Origin of the sequence: Rhodovastum atsumiense (assembly GCF_937425535.1) — a bacterium.
GTDB lineage: Bacteria > Pseudomonadota > Alphaproteobacteria > Acetobacterales > Acetobacteraceae > Rhodovastum > Rhodovastum atsumiense.
This window is the reverse complement of the sequence record NZ_OW485601.1, coordinates 1094276-1118194: the sequence shown is the minus strand read 5'-3', so window position 1 is coordinate 1118194 and position 23919 is coordinate 1094276. Positions and strand designations below refer to the sequence as shown.

18 protein-coding genes are annotated in these 23919 nt (G+C 70.0%); 13 read left to right on the top strand and 5 right to left on the bottom strand.

What is annotated here, in order from left to right:
- Window positions 1–4: 4 nt before the first annotated feature.
- From NBY65_RS04870 to NBY65_RS04860, 3 genes are all read left to right on the top strand, one after another.
- Window positions 5–3004, top strand: a complete 3000-nt coding sequence (locus tag NBY65_RS04870; RefSeq protein ID WP_150039465.1) for a bifunctional [glutamine synthetase] adenylyltransferase/[glutamine synthetase]-adenylyl-L-tyrosine phosphorylase — start codon at window positions 5–7, stop codon at window positions 3002–3004.
- Window positions 3001–3465, top strand: coding sequence for a thioredoxin-dependent thiol peroxidase (gene bcp, locus NBY65_RS04865; protein WP_150039464.1), 465 nt, complete (start codon window positions 3001–3003; stop codon window positions 3463–3465). Before NBY65_RS04870 ends, bcp begins: the two co-directional genes overlap by 4 nt.
- Window positions 3466–4531: 1066 nt before the next feature.
- The gene (locus tag NBY65_RS04860; protein ID WP_150039463.1) at window positions 4532–4855 is read left to right on the top strand and encodes a P-II family nitrogen regulator; all 324 of its coding nucleotides are present in this window, start codon (window positions 4532–4534) and stop codon (window positions 4853–4855) included.
- A gap of 35 nt (window positions 4856–4890) precedes the next feature.
- On the opposite strand, the gene NBY65_RS04855 is transcribed toward NBY65_RS04860, so the two are convergent.
- Both NBY65_RS04855 and NBY65_RS04850 read right to left on the bottom strand, forming a co-directional pair.
- On the bottom strand, window positions 4891–5850 hold the full coding sequence (locus tag NBY65_RS04855) for an aspartyl protease family protein (RefSeq protein WP_150039462.1): 960 nt from the start codon (window positions 5848–5850) through the stop codon (window positions 4891–4893).
- Window positions 5851–5918: 68 nt separating this feature from the next.
- Entirely contained in the window at window positions 5919–6377 is a 459-nt protein-coding gene (locus tag NBY65_RS04850; RefSeq protein ID WP_162530429.1) for a MarR family winged helix-turn-helix transcriptional regulator, read from the bottom strand.
- 369 nt (window positions 6378–6746) lie between these two features.
- Here NBY65_RS04850 and NBY65_RS04845 point away from each other — a divergent pair, with 369 nt between their 5' ends.
- From NBY65_RS04845 to NBY65_RS04805, 9 genes are all read left to right on the top strand, one after another.
- On the top strand, window positions 6747–8420 hold the full coding sequence (locus tag NBY65_RS04845; RefSeq protein WP_150039460.1) for an FAD-dependent oxidoreductase: 1674 nt from the start codon (window positions 6747–6749) through the stop codon (window positions 8418–8420).
- Window positions 8417–8623 (top strand): DUF2783 domain-containing protein, encoded by a 207-nt coding sequence (locus NBY65_RS04840; protein WP_150039459.1) that lies wholly within the window; start codon window positions 8417–8419, stop codon window positions 8621–8623. Before NBY65_RS04845 ends, NBY65_RS04840 begins: the two co-directional genes overlap by 4 nt.
- A 140-nt stretch (window positions 8624–8763) precedes the next feature.
- Window positions 8764–9738 (top strand): extracellular catalytic domain type 1 short-chain-length polyhydroxyalkanoate depolymerase, encoded by a 975-nt coding sequence (locus tag NBY65_RS04835; RefSeq protein WP_150039458.1) that lies wholly within the window; start codon window positions 8764–8766, stop codon window positions 9736–9738.
- 81 nt (window positions 9739–9819) lie between these two features.
- Window positions 9820–11355 carry an ABC transporter substrate-binding protein gene (locus NBY65_RS04830; protein ID WP_150039457.1) on the top strand — a complete coding sequence of 512 codons (1536 nt, stop codon included), beginning with the start codon at window positions 9820–9822 and terminating at the stop codon, window positions 11353–11355.
- Between the two features lie 13 nt (window positions 11356–11368).
- A complete protein-coding gene (locus NBY65_RS04825; RefSeq protein ID WP_150039456.1) occupies window positions 11369–12289 on the top strand; it encodes an ABC transporter permease in 921 nt (306 codons plus the stop codon).
- A gap of 166 nt (window positions 12290–12455) precedes the next feature.
- Entirely contained in the window at window positions 12456–13286 is an 831-nt protein-coding gene (locus tag NBY65_RS04820; RefSeq protein WP_150039455.1) for an ABC transporter permease, read from the top strand.
- A gap of 58 nt (window positions 13287–13344) precedes the next feature.
- Complete coding sequence (locus NBY65_RS04815) at window positions 13345–14571, top strand: cytochrome P450 (RefSeq protein ID WP_150039454.1); 1227 nt, start codon at window positions 13345–13347, stop codon at window positions 14569–14571.
- Between the two features lie 315 nt (window positions 14572–14886).
- Window positions 14887–16194, top strand: coding sequence for a fumarylacetoacetase (gene fahA / locus NBY65_RS04810; RefSeq protein WP_150039453.1), 1308 nt, complete (start codon window positions 14887–14889; stop codon window positions 16192–16194).
- 28 nt (window positions 16195–16222) lie between these two features.
- Window positions 16223–17422, top strand: coding sequence for an ABC transporter substrate-binding protein (locus NBY65_RS04805; RefSeq protein WP_150039489.1), 1200 nt, complete (start codon window positions 16223–16225; stop codon window positions 17420–17422).
- A gap of 23 nt (window positions 17423–17445) precedes the next feature.
- Here NBY65_RS04805 and NBY65_RS04800 read toward each other — a convergent pair whose 3' ends face one another.
- From NBY65_RS04800 to NBY65_RS04790, 3 genes are all read right to left on the bottom strand, one after another.
- On the bottom strand, window positions 17446–20601 hold the full coding sequence (locus tag NBY65_RS04800; protein ID WP_150039452.1) for an efflux RND transporter permease subunit: 3156 nt from the start codon (window positions 20599–20601) through the stop codon (window positions 17446–17448).
- Between the two features lie 6 nt (window positions 20602–20607).
- On the bottom strand, window positions 20608–21699 hold the full coding sequence (locus NBY65_RS04795) for an efflux RND transporter periplasmic adaptor subunit (RefSeq protein ID WP_150039451.1): 1092 nt from the start codon (window positions 21697–21699) through the stop codon (window positions 20608–20610).
- A 62-nt stretch (window positions 21700–21761) separates the two neighbouring features.
- Entirely contained in the window at window positions 21762–22370 is a 609-nt protein-coding gene (locus NBY65_RS04790; RefSeq protein WP_162530428.1) for a TetR/AcrR family transcriptional regulator, read from the bottom strand.
- A 377-nt stretch (window positions 22371–22747) separates the two neighbouring features.
- On the opposite strand from NBY65_RS04790, the gene NBY65_RS04785 reads away from it, so the two are divergent.
- Window positions 22748–23887 carry a mandelate racemase/muconate lactonizing enzyme family protein gene (locus tag NBY65_RS04785; RefSeq protein ID WP_162530427.1) on the top strand — a complete coding sequence of 380 codons (1140 nt, stop codon included), beginning with the start codon at window positions 22748–22750 and terminating at the stop codon, window positions 23885–23887.
- The last annotated feature ends 32 nt before the right edge of the window (window positions 23888–23919 follow it).

Genomic DNA, 23919 nt, shown 5'->3' with positions numbered 1-23919 from the left:
GCTGATGAATACGACGCCCTCCCCGACATGTGGTCCCGGCGGCTTCGCGCTGCCCGCGCACTGGCCCGCGCCGGCCGATGCAGCCGCCGCGGACCGCCTGATCGAACGTTTCTCCGCCCTCGGCGAGGCCGAGGCGGCGCTCGCCGGTCACCCTCCAGTGGCCGGGATGCTGCGCGCGCTTGGCGGCAACAGCCCGTATCTGGCTGACCTGGCGGTGCGCGAGGCCCTCGCGCTCGGCCTGCTGGTGCAGGCCGGGCCGGAGGAGCCGGTGCGGCGCGCCATGGCAGCGATCGCCGCGATGGCGCCGGATGCCCCGCGGGCGCAGCTCGCGGCGACGCTGCGGGCGGCCAAGCGTGCGGTCGCGCTGACCACCGCCGTCGCCGATATCGGTGGCATCTGGGATCTCGATCGGGTCACCGCCGCCCTCTCCGATCTGGCCGAGGCCGCGCTGCGGGCCTCGGTCGCCCATCTGCTGCGGGCCGGCCATGCCAGCGGGGACCTGCGCCTGCCCGATCCGGAACAGCCTGAGCTGGGCAGCGGCTTCGTGGTGCTCGGCATGGGCAAGCTCGGCGCGCGCGAGCTGAACTATTCCAGCGATGTCGACCTCGTCCTTCTGCAGGATCCCGACTCCGGTATTTACCACGGCGATGCGGCAGGTGCCTTCTACACCCGTCTGGCACGCGGCCTCGTGTCCCTGATGGAAGCGCGGGATGCGAACGGCTACGTGTTCCGCACCGACCTGCGGCTGCGGCCCGACCCGGCCGCCACCCCGCCCTGCATCGCCCTGCCGGCGGCCATCGCCTATTACGAGAGCATGGGCCAGAACTGGGAACGGGCGGCCATGCTGAAGGCCCGCCCGGTCGCCGGGGACCTCGCCTGCGGCGCCGCCTTCCTCGAGGCGATCCGGCCCTTCGTCTGGCGCCGCCATCTCGATTTCGCGGCGCTGGCCGACATCCATGCCATGAAGCGGCGAATCGACGCGCACAAGGGCACCGGCCTGGGCGCGCAGCCGGATCCGGTGGCGCGGATCGCCGGGCACAACGTGAAGCTCGGCGAAGGCGGCATCCGCGAGATCGAGTTCGTGGCGCAGACGCTGCAACTGGTCTGGGGCGGGCGCAACCCGGAGCTGCGGCAATCCCGCACGCTGACCGCGCTGGCGCTGCTGGCCCGTGCCGGCCACATCTCTGCGCGCACCACCGGCGAGCTGGGGGCCGCCTATCGCTTCCTGCGCCGGGTCGAGCACCGGCTGCAGATGGTGCAGGACCGGCAGACCCATTCGCTGCCCGAGAAGCCGGAGCAGTTGGACGCCTTCGCCGTCTTCATGGGCTTCCCCGACGCCGCCGCCTTTGCCGGCGCGCTGCTGCGTCACCTGGAGCGGGTGCAGTCGCGCTATCTGGAGGTGTTCGCCGCCGTGCCCGATCCGACCGAAGGCAGGGGCGCGGAGTCGCTCGATTTCAGCGGCACCGGCGAGGCGCCGCCCGCCACCGCGGCCGCGTTGAAGGCGATGGGGTACACCGAGACCGATCGGATCGTCGAGGCGGTGCGCAGTTGGCTCGCGGGCCGGCTGCGGGCGCTGCGCTCGCAGCGGGCGCGGGAGCTGATGCGCACGGTGTTGCCGGGGCTGCTGCAGGCCCTGGCGCGCCAGCCGCAGCCCGACGCCGCCTTCAACCGCTTCGACGCCTTCCTCGGCCATCTGCCGGCGGGGGTGCAACTGCTCTCGCTGTTCCAGCACAACCCGGCTTTGCTCGACCGGGTGGCGGCGATGCTCGGCGCCGCGCCGTCGCTGGCCGACTACATCGCCCGCACGCCCGGCGCGCTGGAGGGCCTGCTCTCGCCGGCCGAGGGCGGCGACGTCGCCCGCACGCTGCGCACCCGGCTGGCGGATGCACGAGGGCTGGAAGAGGCGATCGGCATCATCCGCTCGACCGTGCGGGCCGAGGATTTCTCCATCTCGGTCGCCACCATGGAGGGGCGCATCGACGCCGACCGGGCCGGGGAGGCGCGGTCGGGCATGGTGGATGCGGTGCTGCAGGTGCTGCTGCCCCTGGTGCTGGATGATTTTGCCATCCGCTTCGGCCGCGTCCGCGGCGGGGAGATGGCGGTGGTCGTGCTGGGCAAGGCCGGTTCGCGGGAGATGATGGCCGGCTCGGATCTCGACCTGCTGTTCGTCTACGACCATCCCGAGCAGGCCAGCGAGAGCGATGGCCCCCGCGTGCTGGCGGCGAGCCAGTGGTTCATCCGCGCCGTGCATGCCTATGTCGCCGCGCTGACCGCCCCGGATGCGGTGGGGCCGATGTTCGCCGTCGACATGCGGCTGCGTCCTTCGGGCAACAAGGGGCCGGTGGCGGTGTCGCTGGGTGCCTTCGAGCGCTACCACGCGGCCGGGCTCGAGCATAACGGCGCCTGGACCTGGGAGCGGATGGCGATGACCCGGGCGCGGGTGGTGGCAGGGCCGCCGGGGTTGCGGGCCCGCGTCGAGGCGGCGATCCGCACGGCGATCAGCAATGCCGGCCCGGCCGAGCGCATCCGCGCGGATGCCGCGGCGATGCGGGCCCGCATGCTGCGCGAACTGCCGGGCGGCGGCGCCTGGGACGTGAAGCTCCGGCCCGGCGGGCAGATCGAGGTGGAGTTCATCGCCCAGGCCCTGCAGCTCGTCCACGCCGCCGCTCATCCCGCGCTGGCGCATCCGACGACGCGGGTGGCGCTGGCGCGGCTCTGCGATGCCGGGTTGCTACCGGCGGAGGATGCCGGGGTGCTGATCCGCGCCGACCGGGTCTGGCGGAGCGTGCAGGGGCTGTTGCGCATTTCCTACGGGCGGGCACCCGGCGCGAAGCTGGCGGAGGCGACCGCGGCGGCACTGCTGGCGGCGACCACGGCGGCGGGGCTCGATCCGGCGCCGGTTGACTTGGCCGGGCTGCGCGCCACCTTGGATACGCTTGCGCATCAGGTGCGGGCGGCATTCTTGCGCCACATTGGCCCCATCGGGGGAGAGACCGAGACATGAGCGTTCAGGAGGGCGATCCCGCGCCCGCGTTTTCCATGCCCGCGAGCGCGGGCAGGGAGGTCAGCACGGCGAAGCTGAAAGGGCGTCCCTACATCCTCTATTTCTACCCGAAGGCAGATACCTCCGGTTGCACCAAGGAAGCCTGTGCCTTCCAGGAAGCGCTGACGCAATTCGTGAAGATCGGCATCGAGGTGATCGGGGTGTCGCCGGATCCGCTGCCACGGATCGAGAAGTTCGCGCTGAAGTACAACCTGGTTTTCCCGCTCGCTTCCGATCAGTCCACCGAGGTGGCGCAGGCCTATGGCGTGTGGGTGGAAAAATCCATGTACGGCCGGAAATACATGGGCATCGAGCGGTCCACTTTCCTGATCGACGGAGCCGGCAAGATCGCCAGGGTCTGGCGCAAGGTGAAGGTAGAGGGGCACGCGAAGGACGTCATGGCGGCTGCCCGGGCACTTTGATCCGGAGATCGGTGCCGGGGGTCGTGTACCCCGGCCCGATGGTCACGGGGCAAATAAAAACGGCCCGGCGATTTCTCGCCAGGCCGCGCCCACACGTGGTGAGGCTCAGTTGGGCGTTCCTTGCCGGCACGAATGCCGGGGGATCGCCTGGGGGAAACCCATCCCGCGTGGCAACAAAGCCAACACGGGACAACCTGACAGGCACGGCTTACAGCCACATCCACTGCTCGGACCGAGGAGGCAATACGGATACTGCCATTTCTCAGTCGGTGGCCGTCATGCCTGACCCGGACAAAACAGGGCGCTCAAAGCTGCCACTTTCTCTATTTGTCGGGGGTTGCTGTCAGGAAAAACCTATTTCTGATCCCCTTTGAACCGGATTGTTGTTGCCGGCCTCTTTTGCAACGTATTTGCGTCATTCGCCCGCAGTTGGCCAGCGCCACTTCCTGTCCCGCAATCTTCCTTTCTTTAGTGCTTGCTTTGGCGAACTGCACATCACTCAACGACACCGACATTGCAACACTCAGCCCGAGCTACGCTTTGATCGAGATCAAACCCCGTGACTCAAAAATGTATCAGTTTCAAAATGAAACGATATGGCAAGATCATGTCATCCGTGCCTGGCTTTCCACAAAATCAAATGAAAACTTCATATAAACGTATTCAAATATAGAATTATAAATACATAATAAAGTATTATCTAAAATATAAATTAATAAACATCATTATTATATTACACTAATACTATAAAATAGGAGAAAATTTATGCAATTTTGCTTATTTTTTATCGAAATCAGCAACATTATGCGAAATTATTGTGCATATTTCTGCTTTGCTTCAGATCGACCGGGATGGTCGGCGCCGGATCGATGTCCCGCATCTGTCAGAAAAGATTTACGTCAAGTCAGCTTGACATTGGGCGCATGGCAGCCCGGCTGCCGGGCGCGGATCGCAAGGGAGATGTCGACAGGTCTCGCTCGCCATCCCGTTTCGGTCCAATCTGTCTCCGGGTCAGCCGTTGCCCCTCCGGCGCCGACCTGAAGGACCGTTTTGCGAGGTTGCGGCAATGCAGACCACCTCCATCAAATTGCTCACCGTCGTCACTGAATCGGTGCTGGCCGAGCGGCTCACGCGTGCCATCAAGGCCGCCGGGGCCACCGGCTATACTGTCACGCCGGCCAAGGGGTGTGGCTCGCGGAACCAGCGTTCCAGTTCGATCGGTGGTGACAACGTGCAGATCGAGGTGCTGGCCACCGAAGATCTGGCGGCGCATCTCCTGGACATGCTGGTACGGGACTGGTTCCCGCACTACGCCCTGGTCGCCTGGCTGACCACGGTCGAGGTGGTGCGCGGGGAAAAATATGCCGGCTCTCTCCCGGCGCATCCCTGATCAGGGGCCGGGCCGGCGGCGGCCGGTGCCCTGCCTTAGCGTGGGGTGTCGCCGCGCTCTTGAAACAGCCGGTTTGCCGCGCGGCTGATCCAGATGCGGCGCCCGGCCAGCCAGTCTGCCCCCAGCAGCATGTCGACGCCCTCGAGTGGCAAGGGGGCGATGCTCATGACCATGTCGCGCGCGACGCTGGCGCCCACCCGGACCTCGTTGAAGCGGTGCTGCCGGAACGCCAGCCGGGCCCCGCCCAGGCCGCGGCCAGTTACCACCGGATCCCGCGCCAGCGCGGCCTCCGTGACCCCGGCCTGCGACGCCGCGCGCGGCGTGATCAGGCTGCCGCGCGCCCCCGTGTCCAGCAGGGCCCGCATCCGCCTGCCCTCGACCTCCACCGAAAGGAACAGCAATCCGCTGCGGGTGCGGGACAGCGGGTGTCCGTTACCGGAGCGGTACCCCGGGGGGATGAACCCCGGACAAGGCGACACCGCATGCAGGCGCATTGCCTGGCCGGGAACATCGATCTCGATATCGTAGGCGTCGAGCACGTCCGCCCCGAGCAACCCGGCGACCGGCCTGCCGCGGCCGCCCAGCGAGGGGAGGGAGCCGACATCAAGGGTGAGCGCGACGTGTCGCAGGGGCCCCAGGTCCATGTGCCGCACCCGGACCGAACCGCCCTGCACGGTGCCGCCGACGCCCACGATGGTGCGGCCGGTGCGCTGCCAGGCCAGCCCGAGCGTGCGGGCCGCCTCGGGGGTCACCGTGCTGGCCTCGGCGCCGGTGTCCACCAGCATCAGCGTCCGTCCCCCGTCCAGCGCGGCCGGGACCAGCAGGAAGTTGCGCTGCACCGTCACCGGCAACTCTGCCCGTGTCTCGGCCCGGCAGGCCGTGTCGCGGGCCAGGGGGCTGCCGCCCGCGGCCGGGGCGGCACTGAGGCCCAGCGCCACCAACCCTATGGCGAGGGGACGGGCGGAGCGGCATGGCAAACCCGGAATGGCGATCACGCACCTCTTCCGCTTTGGCGGCGTGGCGCTGCCACGCCGGCCAGGGGCGGGATGTGGTCTCTGAGGCGTCAGGCGTCCGGGGCTCGTCCCATGCCCGGCACGCGCCGCTGCGGCGACTGCGGCAACTCGTTCGATTCAAGCGTGCGGATATGGTCCTGCAGCCGCCGCAGGCAGGTTCGCAGCATGGCCCATTCCTGCTCGGTCAGTCCCGCGGCGATCTGTGCCTCGAGCGACATGGCCAGCGGAATGATGCCGTCATGCACCGCTCGTCCCTTGCGCGTCAGCCGCAACAGACGGGCGCGCCCGTCATGCGGTGCCGGTCCCTGCTCGAGCAGGTTGGCGGCGACGAGGCTCGCGGTGGCACGGCTGACCTTCACCTTGTCCATGTCGGTTCGCTCCGCCACCGCGCTGGGCGTGATGGTGCCGAAGCGGCCGACCACGGCCAGCACGCGCCATTCGGCGATGCTGAGGCCGAACGCGGCCTCGTAGCGCCGCGCGAACAATCGTGACGTGCGACTTGCCGTCACGGATAGTTCGTATGGGAGGAATTCCTCGAGGAGGAAGACCTCTCGGCTGCGAGAGACGTCGGCCCCGGACAGTTCCGAAGCCGCGTCGATTTGGGTGTCCCCGGTTGTTTTCATGTGCAATCACCCATCAGTCCGATTCTTTTAGCATATCCTGCCGAATCGGTTGAAAGGAAATAGCCGGGTTGCGCGTAACAATCTGGAACATGGCCGATGCGAGCTCTGCCATGGTCTCCGATCGCGCGCCCCGGCGGGACGGATTCGGTGCGAACCGGCGGGCGGCGCATGCGGGTGATGGCGGAACAGGAGGGCGCACAATCCCGCAAGATGGAGTAGACGAGAGACCTCACGGTGGGGACCGGGGGGTACCGCATGCAGAACACCCATGTCTATCCGCGCTATGACTACCATCCGGCGACCGATCCCGGTGCCCGTCATCCGGTGGTGATCGTCGGCGGCGGCGTCGTCGGGCTGACCGCGGCGCTCGACCTGGCCACGCGCGGACAGCGCGTGGTGCTGCTCGATGACGACGACACGGTCAGCGTCGGCTCGCGCGCGATCTGCTTCGCCAAGCGCACGCTGGAGATCTACGCCCGGCTCGGGCTGGCCGAGCGGATGGTGGCCAAGGGCGTCACCTGGCATGCCGGGCGGGTGTTTCGCGGCCAGCGGGAAGTCTACGCCTTCGATCTGCTGGAAGAGGCCGGCAACCAGCACCCGGCCTTCGTCAACCTTCAGCAATATTATCTGGAAGAATGGCTGGTCGAGGCCTGCCAGGCCTCCGGGCTGGTGGATCTGCGCTGGAAGAGCCGGATCGTCAGCGTCATGAACGCGCCGCAGGAGGTCGTTCTCACGGTCGAGACGCCGGACGGCTCGTACGAACTGACCGCAGACTGGGTGCTGGCCTGTGACGGCGCCCGCAGCTTCCTGCGCGACAGCCTGGGATTGCCCTTCGTCGGCCAGACCTTCCGCGATCATTTCCTGGTCGCCGACGTGGTGATGCAGGCGGGCTTCCCGGACGAGCGGTTGTTCTGGTTCGATCCGCCCTTCCATCCCGACGGCTCGGTGCTGCTGCAGCGCCAGGCCGACAATGTCTGGCGCATCGACTTCCAGCTTGGCTGGGATGCCGATCCGGAACTGGAGTGCAGCCCGGAGAGGGTGCGGGCCCGGGTTGGCGCGATGCTGGGGCCGGCCGTCACCTTCGAACTGGACTGGGTCAGCATCTACACCTTCCATTGCCGCCGGCTGCAGCGCTTCCGCCATGGCCGGATCCTGTTCCTGGGCGATTCCGCCCACCAGGTGAGCCCGTTCGGGGCGCGTGGCGGCAATGCCGGCGTGCAGGACGTCGATAATCTTGCCTGGAAGCTGGTGGCGGTGCTGCGCGGGGATTCGCCGGAGAGCCTGCTCGACAGCTACGAGGCCGAGCGCATCCCGGCGGCCGACGAGAACATCCTGCATTCGACCCGCAGCACCGATTTCATCACGCCGCGCGACGATGCGTCGCGCGCCTACCGTGATGCGGTGCTCGATCTGGCCGAGCATCACGCCTTTGCCCGGCCGCTGGTCAATTCGGGGCGGCTGTCCTGCGCGGCGGTGCTGCACGAGAGCCCCCTGAGCACGCCGGATTCCGATATCTGGAACGGTGGCCTGCCGCCCGGGGCCGTGGCGGCCGACGCACCGGTGCTGCGCGACGGCCACCCCGACTGGCTGCTGCGCCGTCTGGGCGGGGAGGCCTTCACCTTGCTGCTGTTCGGCAGCCCCGACGAGGTGCCGGCGGCGGCCCTGCCCGGCCCGGCCGGCCGCGGCCGGCACGGGAACTGGCCGGTTCGGACCGTGTTCGTCAGTCCGGTCGAAGCGGACGGCGTGCTGTGGGACCATGACGGTGTCGCGGCGTCGCGCTACGACGCGCAGCCGGGGACCGCCGTGCTGATCCGTCCCGATCAGCACGTGGCGGCACGCTGGCGGCGTTTCGATCCCGCCCTGGTCGCGGCGGCGCGACGCCGGGCGCTGGGCATCACCAGCGAGGAAAGGCAACGCATCCCGGCATGAGCACACTCGATCTCTCTCCCCGGCTCGACGATCCCGACGGGCTGTTCGAGGCCCTGGCGGAGGCGCATCGTGGCCTGGACACCAGCGCCTCCCGTCGGCTCGATGCCAGGCTGGTGCTCATTCTCGCCAACCACATCGGCGATGTCGGCGTGGTGCGGCAGGCGATCGCCGAGGCACTCCGCTCGGCGCCGGCGAGGTCATGACGCTCTCCACCCGGTTTCGTTCCCCGGCCGCCGGGCACCGGCGGTTCCCCCCCTCGCCGCGGGCCGAGGCGGCCGCGACGGCATGTCCTTCCTTCGTCGCGGCAGCGCCAGCCGCGCAACCGGACACTGCGTGACCTGAAATGCTTGATGCGCTGCTCGGCCAGGTCCCTGGCCTGCGCCAGGTCCTGGATGCGGTCGGCCTGATGCCGGACCTCGACGCCGACCGCCCGGACCAGGGGGGCAGTGGACGCAGCGAGACGCTCAGCGGGTTCGGGTCCAATCCCGGCGGGCTCGGGGCGCGGGTGCACCTGCCCGCGGCGGGGCCGCGCCAGGGGGCTCCCTTGCTGGTGCTGCTGCATGGCTGTGGCCAGGCGCCCGGCCGCTTCGCCCGCGAGGCCGGCTGGATCGCGCTCGCCGACCGGCTGGGCGCGCCGCTGCTGCTGCCCGAGCAGAGCCCGTCCAACAATGGCGGCCGCTGCTTCAACTGGTTCGAGCCCGAGGACATCGCGCGCGAGCGGGGCGAGGCGGCCTCCATCCGCCAGATGGTCGGGGCGGTGGTGGCGGCGTTCAGCTGTGATCCCGGCCGGGTCTTCGTGGCCGGGCTGTCCGCCGGGGGCGCCTTGGCGGTGGGGGCGCTGGCCGCCTATCCCGAGGTGTTCGCGGCCGGCGCGGTGGCGGCGGCCCTGCCGGCCGGCTGCGCGCGGGACATGTCCCAGGCGATGACGCGCATGTCCCGGGCCGGGGATGACAGCGACGGCCCGAGCTGGGAGGCGCGGGCGCGGGCGCTTGCGCCGGCCGGCTATGGCGGGGCGTGGCCGCGCCTGTCGATCTGGCACGGCGAGGCCGACCTGACGGTCGATCCGGCGAACGCGGCCAACCTGGCGAAGCAATGGACGGCGCTGCACGGCACGGGGGGGGCGCCGACGCTGGATCTCTCGCCCCGGCCGGGGCTGCGACGGCGGGTCTGGCACGAGGCGGTCGAGGTCTGGACGGTCGCGGGAATGTCGCATGGCTTCCCGGCGGCCGGGCCCGCCTCGGACCGCTTCGTGATCGATATCGGCCTGCCGGCGGTCGAGGAGATCGCCCGTTTCTGGGGCCTGCTGCCCTCCGCCTGAGCCGGTTCCGATCGCGTGACGCGGCGGAACGGTCGTGGTTGGATGGCGTTCGGACCATGTGGGGCCGGAGGAGGGACGCGCATGCGACTGCATCGCAGGACGCTGCTGGGCAGCGGCATGGCCGCATTCCTGTCCGCCCCGGTGTTGGCGCAGTCGCGCGACGAGATCACGCTCGCGATTGCCCGCGACATCCAGGGCGCGCTCGATCCGGCGACCCGGCTTTCCTCGCTCGAGGCGAACATCCTGCGGGCGGTCTGCCCGGGGCTGATCGCGTTCCGCCCGGGCAGCTTCGCCTGGGAACCGGCGCTGGCGCGCGCCATTCGCCAGGACAGCCCGACGGTGATCTCCTTCGAGCTGCATCCGGGGCGGCACTTCCAGGACGGCTTCGGCGAGGTCACGGCGGAGGACGTGAAATTCTCCTTCGAGCGGTTCCGCGAGCCCGGCCCGGACGGCAAGCCGCCCAGCTACGCCGCGGACTGGGAGGCGCTCGATCATGTCGAGGTCACCGGGCCGCATGCCGGCCGCATCCTGCTGCGCACGCCGGCGCCGATGCTCTGGAGCACGGTGCTGCCGGACGCCTCCGGCTGCATCATCTCCCGCCGCGCCTTCGCCCAGGGAGCCTATCGCACCGATCGCCAGCCGGTCCGCGTGATCGGCGCCGGCCCGTATACTTTCGCGCAATGGGAGCCGAACCGGGCCGTGGTGCTGCGGGCCGATCCGTCCTGGCCGGGCCCGAAGCCGGCTTTCGCCCGCATCACCCTGCGGCCGATGCGCGACGCCCGCACCGCCGAACTGGCCTTGCGCGGCGACGAACTGCAGTTCGCCGCGATCGATCCGCAGAACGTCGCCACCATCGGCCGCGTCGCCCGGACCCGGGTGATGAAGCAGGACGGCATCAACATGGTCTGGCTCGGCCTGAACGTGGAGCGTCCGCCACTCGATGATCCGCGGGTGCGCCAGGCGATCCGCGCCGCGATCGACGTGCCATCGGTGGTCGAGGGTGGCTGGGGCGGAGCGGCCTCGGTGGCCCACGCGCCGATCGCGCCCGGCCTGCTCGGGCATTGGGAAGCGGCGCCGCGGCGCGGGCGCGACCTGGCCGCGGCGCGGCGGATGCTGGCGGAGGCGGGGGCGCAGCGCCTGCGATTGCGCCTGACCCTGCTCAACCAGCCCACGTATCAGAATGCCGGGGTGGTGCTGCAGGCGCTGCTCGCCGAGGCCGGCATCACCATCGACCTCGACGTGCGCGACGGCGGCGCCTTCTGGTCGGCCGGCAGCGGCGAGGCGGGAAAGTCGCTGGAACTGGTGCTGCAGCGCTTCGCCGGCAAGGCCGACCCCGCCTTCAACCTGCAATGGTTCACCGCCGCGCAGGTCGGCGAATGGAACTGGCAGCGCTGGCGTGATCCCGAATTCGACCGCCTCGTCGCGGACGCCGCGCGGACCGACGATGCGGCGGTGCGGACGAAGCAGTACATCGCCGCGCAGCAGCGCATGGACGAGTCCGCCGCCTTCATCTGGCTGACCCACGAAGTGCACGCCTTCGGCTACCGCGACTGGTTGGTCCCCGCCGTGCTGCCGAACGGCGACGACATGTCCTTCGACCGTTTCGCCCGGGCCTGAGGGCGGCGCCCCGATGCCCCGGATGGTGCTGCTGCGCATCGGGGCGACCGGGGTGGTGCTGCTGGGGGCGGCCCTGCTGCTGTTCGCCCTGACGCTCGCGATCCCCGGCAATCCGGCGCAGGTGCTGCTTGGTCCGCGCGCTACCCCGGAGGCGGTGGCGGCCTTCTCCGCAGCGATGGGGCTCGACCGGCCATTGCCGGTGCGGCTCGGCACCTTCCTGCTGCACCTGCTGCGCGGCGATCTCGGCACCGACGTGATCAGCGGCCGCAGCGTGCTGGCCATGGTGCTGGACGTGCTGCCGTACACGCTGACCCTGACCGCCGCGGCGATGGGGCTGGCGCTCCTGCTCGGCGTGCCGCTCGGCTGTCTCGCGGCCACGCGGCCGGGCAGCCTTCCCGACCGGGTGCTGGCAGTGGCGAGCGTGTCCTGCATCGCCATCCCGAATTTCGTGGTGGCGGTCCTGCTGCTGCTGGTGTTCTCCACCTGGCTCGGCTGGCTGCCGGTGACGGGGCAGGGGGATGACCCGTTGGCCCTGGTGCTGCCGGCGGTGGCGCTGGCGCTCGGCTGGGTGGGTTACATCGCCCGGCTGCTGCGCAGTTCCCTGCTGGAGGTGCTGGCGGCGGGGCATGTGCGGACCTTGCGGGCCTATGGCGTGCCCGGACGGCGGGTGGTGGGGCGCTACGCGCTGCGGCTGGCGGCGATCCCGGTGGTCGCGGTGCTCGGGCTGGGCATCGGCCGGTTGCTCGGGGGCGCCATCCTGGTGGAGATCGTGTTCGCCCGGCCGGGCCTCGGCACCCTGGTGTTCGACGCCATCGGCAGCCGCAACTATCCCGTCGTGCAGGGCAGCGTGTTCGTGGCGGTCACGCTGTTCGCCCTTGCCAACCTTGTGGTAGATCTGCTGCTGCTCCGGCTCGATCCGCGGATCGCCGCATGAGCGTTCGGAAAGGCAAGGGCTTCGCCCTTGACCCACCAAGGGCCACAAGGCCCTTGGATCCCATTCTCGCTGCGCGGCACAGAAAATCGGGTTCCAAGGGCGAAGCCCTTGGTGGAGGTCCAGGAGGCGAAGCCTCTTGGTCGGGTGCGGGGCAACGCCCCGCCGCATGAGGGCATTGCGCGGCATCTGGGCCAGCCCGACCGGCCGGCCGGGGATGATCCTGGTGGTCCTGGTGGTCGGTTTCGCGGTGCTGGGACCGCCCTTGCTCGCCGATCCGGCGGCGTTGCACATCCCGGACCGTTTCGCCTCCCCCGGCTGGGCGCATTGGGCGGGCACGGATTCGCTCGGGCGCGACATGCTCGCCCGGTTGGCAGCGGGGGGGCGGATCGCGCTGGGGGTGTCACTCGCGGCGATCGTGCTGGCGCTGGCGATCGGCGTTCCCCTCGGCATGCTGGCGGCACGGGCCCGGCCGGTGGTCGCCTCCTCGGTGCTGGTGCTGTTCGATGTGGTTGCGGCCTTCCCCAGCCTGCTGTTCGCGCTGGCGGCGGTGGCGTTGCTCGGTCCGGGCCTGGAGCGGCTGGTGATCCTGGTGGCGCTGACGCTGGCGCCGGGGTTCGGGCGGGTGGCGCGGGCGCAGGTGCTGGCGTTGTCCTCGGCCACCTATCTCGAAGCCGCCAGGGCCATCGGCGTCGGTCCCGCGCGGCTGTGGGCACGGCATGTCCTGCCCAATATCGCCGGCACCCTGCTGGTGCTGGCCAGCATGGACATCCCCACCGTGATCGCCATCGAGGCGGGCCTTTCCTTCATGGGTGTGGGCGTGCCGCCGCCCTCGGCGTCCTGGGGGGCGCTGCTGTACGACGGCTATGTGCACCTGGACCAATCGGTCTGGCCGCTGCTGGGCGCGGCCACCATGCTGGTGCTGGCGACGCTGGGCTTCACCCTTGCCGGCGAAGCGTTGCGCGATGCCATCGACCCAACGCTGCATCGCGCCCCCTGACATTGACGCCCCCCCGGGGCGCACCTAGCCTCCCGCGCAACGACGCCGGGAGGGGCGGATGAGAACGGACGCGACACCCGAGGATCTGGCGCGTGGTTTCGACCTGCAGTCGCTGCCCCCCGCCTTCATCGAAAATCCCTATCCGACCTACCATGCGCTGCGGAATTTCGATCCGGTGCGGCGCATGCCGGACGGCTCGCTGTTCCTGACCCGCTATGCCGACATGGTCACGGTCTACCGCGACCCCCGACTGTACAGCAGCGACAAGAAGGTCGAGTTCGGACGGAAATTCGGGGTCGGCTCGCCGCTCTATCGTCACCACACCGGGTCGCTGGTGTTCAACGATCCACCTTTGCATACACGCGTGCGCCGGTTGCTCACCGGGGCCTTGTCGCAACGGGCGCTCAACGACACCGAACCGGACATCGTCGCCCTGGTCGACCGCCTGCTCGACCGGGCCGGGGCCATGGGCCGGTTCGACCTGATCGAGGATTTCGCCGCGCTGATCCCGGTCGAGGTGATCGGCAACCTGCTCGGCGTGCCGCCGGAGCGGCGCGGGCCGTTGCGGGAATGGTCGCTCGCGATCCTGGGCGCGCTGGAGCCGGTGCTGACGCCGGAGCGCGAGCGGCGCGGCACCGAGGCGCTGCTGGCCTTTCGTCCCTTCCTGCAGGAGCTGATCACCGAGCGCCGGGCGGCGCCGCGCGATCCCTGGCGCGACGTGCTGACCCGGCTGATCGTGGGGGAGGGCGCCGACCGGTTGAGCGAGGACGAACTGATCGAGAACTGCACTTTCCTGCTCAATGCCGGCCACGAGACGACCACGAACCTGATCGGCAACGCGCTGGTCTGCCTGCTGGACTGGCCCGACCAGCGCGAGCGGCTGCTCGCCGATCCCGAGCTGATCCGGATGGGGATCGAGGAACTCCTGCGCTTCGAGAGCAGCACCCAGCTCGGCAACCGCATCAGCACCGCCGCCGGGCAGATCGGCGGCGTGGCCTTCGAGCGGGGCACGCCGATCACGCTCTGCATCGGGGCCGCCAACCGCGATCCGGCGGCCTTCGAGGATCCGGACCGGCTCGATCTCGGGCGCTGGCCGAACCGGCATCTCGCGTTCGGATTCGGCACCCATCTCTGTGCGGGACTGTCGCTGGCGCGGCTGGAGGGGCGCATCGCCATCGGGCGGTTCCTGCAGCGCTTCCCCCGCTACCGGGCGGCCGGGCCCAGGCTGCATGGCGGGCGCGCACGCTTCCGCGGCTGGCTCAGCGTGCCGGTAGCGGCAGACTGATCAGTGTTGTAGCGTTTCCTCCAAAATCATCTCCACTGGGGAGCAGGAGGAACGAAAATGAAAGCAGCCGTCTGGACCGTCCCCATTTCGGGACTTTGCCTTCGCAGCCCATCAGGTCGCGCCATGCGCGCGCCGCGAGAAAGCCTGTTACTTTCTCGCTCCGGCCTGAGACTGGCCGACCTGAGACTGGGCTGCTTTTCCTGACGACGCGCGGGCCCGGTCGGGCCTGAGCGCATCGGACGGTCCGCGGCAGGCAGCCGGGGCCGGTATTGGCGCGAACGTACCGCAGAAGCATTCGAGCGCTGGAAACATCCAATGACCAATCATACCCATGACGTGCGGCGGCGGAGCTGGGTTGCCTCCGCCAACGGCCATCCCGATTTCCCCGTGCAGAACCTGCCCTTCGGCGTGTTTAGTCCGCATGGGGAGATGCCGCGCGGTGGGGTCGCGATCGGCGACAGCATCCTCGACCTGCCGGCGGCGCTGGAGGTCGGGCTGTTCGGCGGCGTGGTGCAGGACGTCGCCGCGGCAGCGGCGGAGCCGCAGCTCAACCGGCTGCTTAACTTCGATGCCGGCGGGCGGGAAGCGTTGCGCGACCGCCTGTTCGAGATCCTCAGCGACGAGGCCACCGCCTCGGTGCGCGCGCTCGAACCCCGGCTGCTGCATCGCGCCGCCGACTGCACCCTGCATGTGCCGGCGCAGATCGGCGACTACACCGATTTCTATGCCGGCATTCATCACGCCAACAATGTCGGGCGCCTGTTGCGGCCGGACACGCCGCTGTCGCCCAATTACAAATACGTGCCGATCGCCTATCACGGGCGCGCCTCGTCGATCCAGCCCTCGGGCACCCCGGTGCACCGGCCGGAGGGCCAGCGCAAGCCAGGCAGCGAGACGGTGCCGAGCTTCGGCCCCTCGCGCAGCCTCGACTACGAGATCGAACTGGGTATCTGGATCGGCCCGGGCAACAAGCTGGGCGAGCCGATCCCGATCGCCGCGGCGCATGCCCATGCCGCGGGATTCTGCCTGCTCAACGACTGGTCGGCCCGTGACCTGCAGGGCTGGGAATACCAGCCGCTCGGCCCGCTGTTGTCGAAGAACTTCCTGACCACGATCTCGCCCTGGATCGTGACGGCGGAAGCGCTGCGGCCGTTCCGGGTGCCGCAGAAGCCGCGGCCGGAAGGCGATCCGGCGCCGCTGCACCACCTGTGGTGCGAGTTCGACCAGACCCACGGGGCGCTGGCGATCGAGCTCGAGGTGCTGCTGACCACCAGGGTGACGCGCGCGCGCGGCATGGACCCGCATGTGCTTTCGGTCAGCAGCACCCGCCATCTCTACTGGACCTTCGCGCAGATGATCGCGCACCACACCAGCAATGGCTGCAATCTCCGCCCCGGCGACCTGTTCGGCTCGGGCACGATTTCCGCCCCCGGGATCGAAGGCTGGGGCTCGCTGCTGGAGATCACCGAGGGCGGGCGCAATCCCATCCATCTCGCCTCCGGCGAGACACGCCGCTTCCTTGAGGACGGCGACGAGATCATATTCCGGGCAAGGGCCGTCCGGGACGGGTTTGCGTCACTTGGCTTCGGGGAGTGCCGCGGCACCGTGGTCTCGACGCCCTAGAAATAAACAGGGAGGGACACAGGTGGCGATGACGACGAACGGCCTGGGCCGGCGTGTGCTGCTGGGGGTCGCTGCCGCGGCCCCGGTGATCGGGCGCGCGCGGGCCGAGGCGCCGGTACGGATCGGCGTGCTGACCGACGAAACCGGGCCATACCAGGACAGCGGTGGCCCCGGCTCGGTGCTGGCGGCGCAGATGGCGGTCGCCGATTTCGGCGGCAGCGTGCTGGGCCGGCCCGTGCAGGTCCTGCACGCCGATCACCAGAACAAACCGGACGTTGCTGGTACCATCGCACGCCGCTGGTACGAGTATGACGGGGTCGACGCGATCGTCGACCTTCCGGTCACCGCCATCGCCTTCGCGGTCCAGCAGGCGGCGCGTGAGCGCGGCAGGACGGTGATGATCACCGCTGCCGCCACCGCCGACCTCACCACCCGATCCTGCTTCCCCACCAGCACCCACTGGGCCGACGACACCCATGCCCTGGCCGCGGGCACGGCACGGGCGGTCATCGAAGGCGGCGGCACGAGCTGGTTCTTCATCACCGTGGACCACACCTTCGGCCGCGCCCTGCAGGAGGAGGCCACCCACACCATCACCGCCGCCGGCGGGCGGGTGCTGGGCGCGGTGCGCCACCCGATCGGCGAGACCGACTACGGCTCGCTGCTGCTGCAGGCGCAGAATTCGGGGGCGAAGGTGGTCGGCTTCGCCTCGGTGGGCACCGACCTGGTGAACGCCGTCAAGCAGGCGCACGAATTCGGGCTGGCCCGCAAGACCGGGCAGACCCTGGCCACGTTCCTGACCTACATCACCGAGATCCACGCGCTCGGTCTGCCAACGGCCCAGGGCCTGACCTTCCCGGCCAGCTTTTACTGGAACCAGAACGACGAGTCCCGGGCCTGGGCGCGGCGCTTCTTCGCCGAGCGCCGCGCCATGCCGACCAAGAACCAGGCGCTGGTCTACACCAGCACGCTGCACTTCCTGAAAGGCATGAAGGAAGCCGGCACCGCCGACCCGGTCGCGGTCAACCGGGCGATGAAGGCCCTGCCGGTGGCCTATTTCGGGCGCCCCGGCAGCATTCGCCAGGACGGGCGGGTGTTGTTCGACCTGACCCTGTTTCGGGTCCGCAAGCCGGGCGAGAGCGATGTCGCCTGGGATTATTATGAATCCATCCGCAGCATTCCCGCGGCCGAGGCGTTCCTTCCCATGAACGCAAGCTGCGGGGCGTGACGCGCCGGGGCGTTGCCCCGGACTTATCCGCGCCCCGGAAACATGGGATCCAAGGGCCCTGGGCCCTTGGTGGAGGTCCAGGAGGCGAAGCCTCCTGGCGGGGCCGGGGCAGCGCCCCGGATCGGTGCCGACCGCACCAGCATCGCGGTCAGCGCAGGCAGATAAAGCAACGTCAGCACGGTCGCACCGATGAGTCCGCCGATCATTGCCAGCGCCATCGGCCCCCAGAACACGTTCAGTGTCAGTGGCACGAAGGCCAGGGCGGATGCCAGGGCCGTCAGCACCACCGGCCGGGTGCGTCGCACCGTGCTCTCGACGATAGCGTCCGCCAGGCTCGCCCCGGCTTCCAGGTCCTGCCGCACCTGGTCCACCAGGATGACGGAGTTGCGCATCACCATGCCGCTGAGCGAGATCAGCCCGAGCAAGGCGACGAACCCAAAGGGCGCATCGGCCAGCAGCAACGCCGCGACGGCGCCGATGATACCCAGCGGCGCCGTCGCCAGCACCAGCAGCACGCGGCGGAGGTCCTGCAACTGGATCATCAGCAGCAGCACCATCGCGCCGACCATCAGCGGGAAGACGGCGTAGAGCGCGCCGTTGGCCTTGGTGGCTTCCTCGGTGGCGCCGCCAGTTTCGATGCGCACGCCCGGCGGCAGCGGGACCGCCGCGAGGCGCGGCAGCGCGGCGGCGGTGACGTCCGGGGCCTGTAGCCCGTCCTGGATGTCGGCCTGCACGGTCAGGTAGGGCTCGCGGTCGCGCCGCCACAGGATCGGATCCTCGGTGGTCGGCACCAGCCGCGCCACCTGCGACAGCGCCACCGGCCCGGCGGAGGTCGGCAGCATGAAGTCGGGCAGGTGGTCGAGGTCGAGCCGCTCGCCCGGCACCGCCCGCAGCACCACGTCCACCAGTTTGGTGCCGTCGCGCAACTGGGTCGCGTTGAGGCCGGAAAGCAGGGTGGACAGGGCCCGCGCGATTTCGGCGGGGGCGAGGCCGAGTTCGCGCACGCGGGCCTGGTCGAGTTCCAGCCGGACCGAGGGGGCGCGTTCGCCCCAGGCAAGCTGCACGTCGCGGGTGCCGGGGGTGGCGCGCAGGGCTGCCATCACCGCATCGGCGCTTTTCCGCACGGCATCGAGATCGGTGCCGACCACCCGGAACTGCACCGGGAACCCGACCGGGGGGCCGAGTTCGAGCCGCGAGACCCGCAACCGGGCCGACGGCACCTCCTCGCGCGCCGCCAAGGCCTGCAGGCGGGCGCGCACGCGCTCGCGGGCGGTGGGGTCACGGGTGGTCAGCACGATGGTGGCGAGGGCGTCGTTCGGCAGGGCCGGATTGTAGGCCAGGAAGAAGCGGGGCGGACCGGCGCCGATATAGCTGGTGTACCAGAGGACATCGTCATCGGCCGCCAGGGCCTGTTCCACCTGGTGTACTGTTGCCTCGGTCGCGGCGTGCGAGGCGCCCTGGCGCAGCTTCACGTCGATCAGCAGCTCGGTGCGCGCGGAGTTCGGGAAGAATTGCTTCTTGACCAATGACATGCCGCCGCCCGCGACCAGCAGCAGCAGGACGGTGCCGGTCACCATCCAGCCGCGGTGCCGCACGGCCAGCCGCACCGCCCGGCGCAACAGCCGATAGGCACGGGTGTCATAAAGCGCGGCGTGATCGTGGTGCGCGCCGGGCCGGGGCGAGGGCAGCAGCAGCACGCCCAGGAAGGGCGTGAACAGCACGGCGACCACCCAGCTTGCCAGCAGTGCCAGCCCGACCACCCAGAAGATGCCGCCGGCATATTCCCCGGTGGTGGATTGCGCGATACCCACCGGCAGGAAGCCGGCCGCCGTCACCAGCGTCCCGGTCAGCATCGGGAAGGCGGTGGAGGTCCAGGCGAAGCTGGCGGCGCGCACGCGGTCCCAGCCTTCCTCCAGCTTCACCACCATGGTCTCGATGGAGATGATGGCGTCGTCCACCAGCAGGCCGAGCGAGAGGATCAGCGCGCCGAGCGAGATGCGCTGCAACTCGATGCCCAGCTCGTCCATGACGATGAACACGATCGACAGGGTCAGCGGCACTGCCAGCGCCACCACGATCCCCGAGCGCCAGCCGAGCGAGAGGAAGGAGACCACCAGCACCACGCCCAGGGCGGCGACGAACTTCAACAGGAATTCGCCGACCGCCTCGGCGATCACGGCAGGCTGGTCGGCGGCCTGCTGCAGGGCGAAGCCGAGCGGCAGCCCGGCGCGGATGCGGTCGGCTTCCGCCCGCAGCGTCGCGCCGAAGACCTGGCCGTCGGTGCCTTTCTGCGACGACACCGCGATCACCACGGCGGGCCGACCATTGTGGCGGACGCTGAAATCGGGCGGGTCGGCATGGCCGGGGGTGATGGTGGCGAGGTCGGACAGCCGCACCGAGCGGCCGCCGGCGGCGACCGGCACGGCGGCGAGTGCCGTGGCGCCGTCCACCGCGCCGTCCACCCGGACCGGGATGCGCGTGGTGCCGGTCTCGACCAGCCCTGCCGGGGCCAGCCCGTTCTGGCGCGCGATCGCATCGGCCACGTCGCCCACGGTGACCCCGAGCGTGGCCAGGCGGGCATGGCTGAACTCGACGAACAGGGTGCGCTGGATCTCGCCGAGGATGGTGACCTTCTCCGCGCCCGGCAGCCGGCGCAGCCGGTCACGGATGGACTCGGCCTGGCGGATCAGCTCGGTGTTGTCGGGGCCGGCGGTACCTTCCGCCTCGGTGCCAAAGAGGGCGAACACCGCGCCGTAGACGTCGGCGTATTCGTCGTTGACGAAAGGCCCGCGCAGGCCGGCGGGCAGCGACGGGCGCAGGTCCTCGAGCTTCTTGCGGGTCTGATAGAACAGGTCCGGCACCTGCGCGGGCGGGGTGTTGTCGCGGAAGCTGACCAGCGTCGCCGAGACGCCGGGCCGGACGAAGGTGTCGAGATGATCGAGCCAGGCGAGGTCCTGCAGCTTGCGCTCGATCCGCTCGGCCACCTGCTCCTGCATCTCCTGCGCGGTCGCCCCAGGCCACTGCGCGGTGACCACCGCCAGCTTGACGGTGAAGGAGGGGTCCTCGGCTCGGCCCAGCTTCGTGTAGGAGCGGGCGCCGGCGGCGAACAGCAGGACGATCAGGAAACCGACCAGGGCGCGATGCGCGACCGCCCAGGCAGAGAGGTTGAAGCGTTCCACCGCGGTCTACTCCGGTGCCCGCCGGATCTCGGCCACGCGTACGCGTGCATCTGGATCGAGCTTCTGCACACCGAGCCCGACCACCAGCTCGCCGTCCCGCAGCCCGCCCACCAGCGCCCGGTCGCTGCCGAGGCGGCGCAACGTGACCGGGCGGGGATCGAGCCGGCCGTTCGCCACATCGACCACCCAGACGATCGGGCCGGCGCCGCGATCGGCCAGGGCGGCGGCGGGGACCACCGCCAGCGGCGGGCCGGCTTCCTGCGCGAGGCGCACGGTCGCGGTCATGCCGTAGGCGAGCCAGTCAGGCGGTTCGGCGATGGCGTAGCGGGCGGTGAAGGTGCGCAGCTTCGGGTCGGCGGTGGGGGCAAGCTCGCGCAGCCGCGCCGCCAACGTCTCCTGCGGGCGTGCCCAGAGCGTCACCCGGGCCGGCGCCTCGCCGGCGGCGGCGAGGGCCGCTTCGGGCAGGGCCACCTCGACTTCCAGCGTCCCGGCCTCGGCGAGGCGCAGCACCGGGGTGCCCTCGGCGACCACCGTGCCGGGATCGGCGAGGATCGCGGTCACTACCCCGGAAGCCGGGGCGCGCAGCTCGGCATAGTCGCGGCGGTTGCGTGCCAGTTGCACGGCGGCGCGGGCGGCGACGACGCGTTCGCGCGTGGTGCGCGCGGCGGCCTGCCGGGCGTCGTCGGTGGCCGCCGGGATCCAGCCGCCGGCGAGCAGCCGGGTGCTGCGGGAACCGTCGGCGCGGGCCTGTGCCGCCTGGGCCTCGGCGGCGGCGAGATCGGCCTCGGCCGAGCGCAGCGCCAAAGCGAGGTCGGTGGGGTCGAGCCGGGCCAGCACCTGTCCCGCCTGCACCCGCGCGCCGAGATCGACCTCGCGCGCGACGATGCGGCCGCCGGCGCGGAACCCGAGATCGGCTTCGCGGCGGGCGCGGATGGTGCCGGTGAAGCTGCGGATGTCCTCGGCCGGGCGCAGCGCCACGCGCACGGCCTGGACCGGGCGTGTGGTGGTTTCCACCGCTGGTGTCGCGCGTTCGCGACAGGCGCCGAGCACGATCGGCAGGGCGAGCATGCAAAGGGCACGACGAACGTGATCGGTCATGGCCTGGGGTCCCGGCTTCGGGCCGGGAAGCTGTCAGCTCGACTGACGAATGTCAATATTCATCAGTTCTCCGGACGCAGGGACCGCAGCACCAGCTCCGCCATGTCGGCCGCCAGACCGGGCAGGTCGTCGTCGATCCATTCCTGCACCAGGGTCGGATGGACGAAGCCGATCATGGTGCAATGCATCAGCCGCGACGTGCGGTCGGCGTCGCAGGGGGCGAACACGCCCGCGGCGATGCCGTCCATGAGGATGTGGCGCAGCGCCTTGTCGAAGCTCTCGACATAGGCGCGGATGACGCCCCAGTGCTCCTCCATGGCGGCGGCGACCATGTCGTGCATCCGCTTGTCGTGGAAAAACAAGGTCATGGTCTGCCGCTGCATGGTCCGGAACAGCAGGCGCAGGCGGTCGGGCGCCGGTTCCGGGCCACGGGCGATCGACCAGGCCAGGCGATCGAAGCCGTCGAGGATGCGCGCGCAGATCGCCTCGTTGATCGCCGCCTTGCTCGGGAAGAAGCGGTAGACATTGGCCGGGGACATCCGCAATTCACGGGCGATGTCGGCCACCGTCGTCTTCTGGTAGCCAAGCGAGCGGAACAGCCGCTCGGCCGTCTCGACGATCGCGGTCCGGGTTGCCTCTGCCCTGGGGACGGGCGGGGGAGAGCGGGTCATGTCCATGATCCCTGGTGATATGACGAATGATGGAATTTGTCATTCGTCCAATATCTGTGCGTTCTCCCGCATCGATCGTCCCCCGGTCCGTTGTCGCCGGGTTGTGACCCCCGGCCTCTCACATCCGGCCCCGGCGCTGCGCATTGTCACTGCAGGCAGGGGGGGGCCGAATGACGATCCGGATGACGATGGTGCATATCGACCGCGGTGGCTGAACCGGGGCCGGGCTCCGCCCGATCGCGTCGAACGGGAATGATCTGGCCAAAAATCAACCATGACGGTGGGGTGGTAGCATGTTACGCGCGCATCTGCCCGATGCTGCCTCGCCCTTGTCATATGAGACGGTCACAGCCATGGTCGCTCCAGGAGGGTATCGCTTGGAGATCGCTGAGGTCGCCGCCTATGAGTTCCGCCGCACGCTCGACGGACGACATTTTGGACCGAACGCCCGCTGGACCGAGCGGCGGATTCCGATCGTACGCATCACCACGCGCGACGGTCAGACCGGCATGGGCGAAGGCTGGTGCGAGCAGGAGGCGATCAGCCTGTTCTTCGACCAGTTGCGGTCCCTGGCCCCCTATCTGCTCGGAGGGGATGCGCGGCTGATCGAGCAGCACTGGCAGACCGCATGGTCGCTGCAGTCCGCGGAGACGCCGGACTGGATTCCCCCCGCTGTCACCAGCGCGGTCGATATCGCCCTCTGGGACCTGCGCGCCCGTGGATTCGGGGCCAGCGTGCACGAATTGCTCGGCCCGCAGCGCGACGCGGTGCCGGTCTATGCGAGCGGCGGGCTGTACGCCAACGGCAAGGGGCCGGCTGAACTCGCCGCCGAGATGCAGGGCCTGGTCGAGCGCGGCTTCTATGCCGTCAAGCTGAAGATCGGTCGCATGGAGCGCGATGCCGACCTCGCCCGCGTCGCCGCGGTGCGCGAGGCGGTGGGGCCGCAGGTCGAGATCCTGGTCGATGCCGGGGAGTGCCTGACCACCGGCGAGGCCCCGGCCATGATCCGCCGCCTCGCCGAGCTGGGGGTCACCGCGATCCAGGCGCCGTTGCCGGTCACCGACGTGCCGGGCCTGCTGATGCTCAACCGCACCGGCCGGCTGCGCGTGCTGGTGGGGGAGAGCGAGTGGCGAGTCGCCCGATTCCGGGAATTGCTGCGCGCCGGCGCGGTCGGCGTGCTGCAGCTCAATCCCGGGCTGTGCGGCGGCATCACCCAGACGCTGAAGCTCGCGGCACTGGCCGAGGCGCATGACGTGCCGGTCTGCCTGCAGAATCATTCGACGGCGGTGCTGCTGGCGGCCTGCCTGCAGATCGGCGCCGCGCGCGGCGCGGTGGCCGCGGTCGAGGTGCACGGCTTCCACGACCATCTGCACGAGCTGCTGCCCACGCAGATGCTGCAGCCGCGCGATGGCTGCCTCGCCCCTGACGCGCCCGGGCTCGGCCTGCCGGAGCGGATGCAGGCAAGCCGGGGCGATATCCGCCTGATCTGGCGCCTGCGCGCCGGCGAGGCAGGCTGACCCGCTCCCTGCCTGCGTGAACAGCAGGCAGG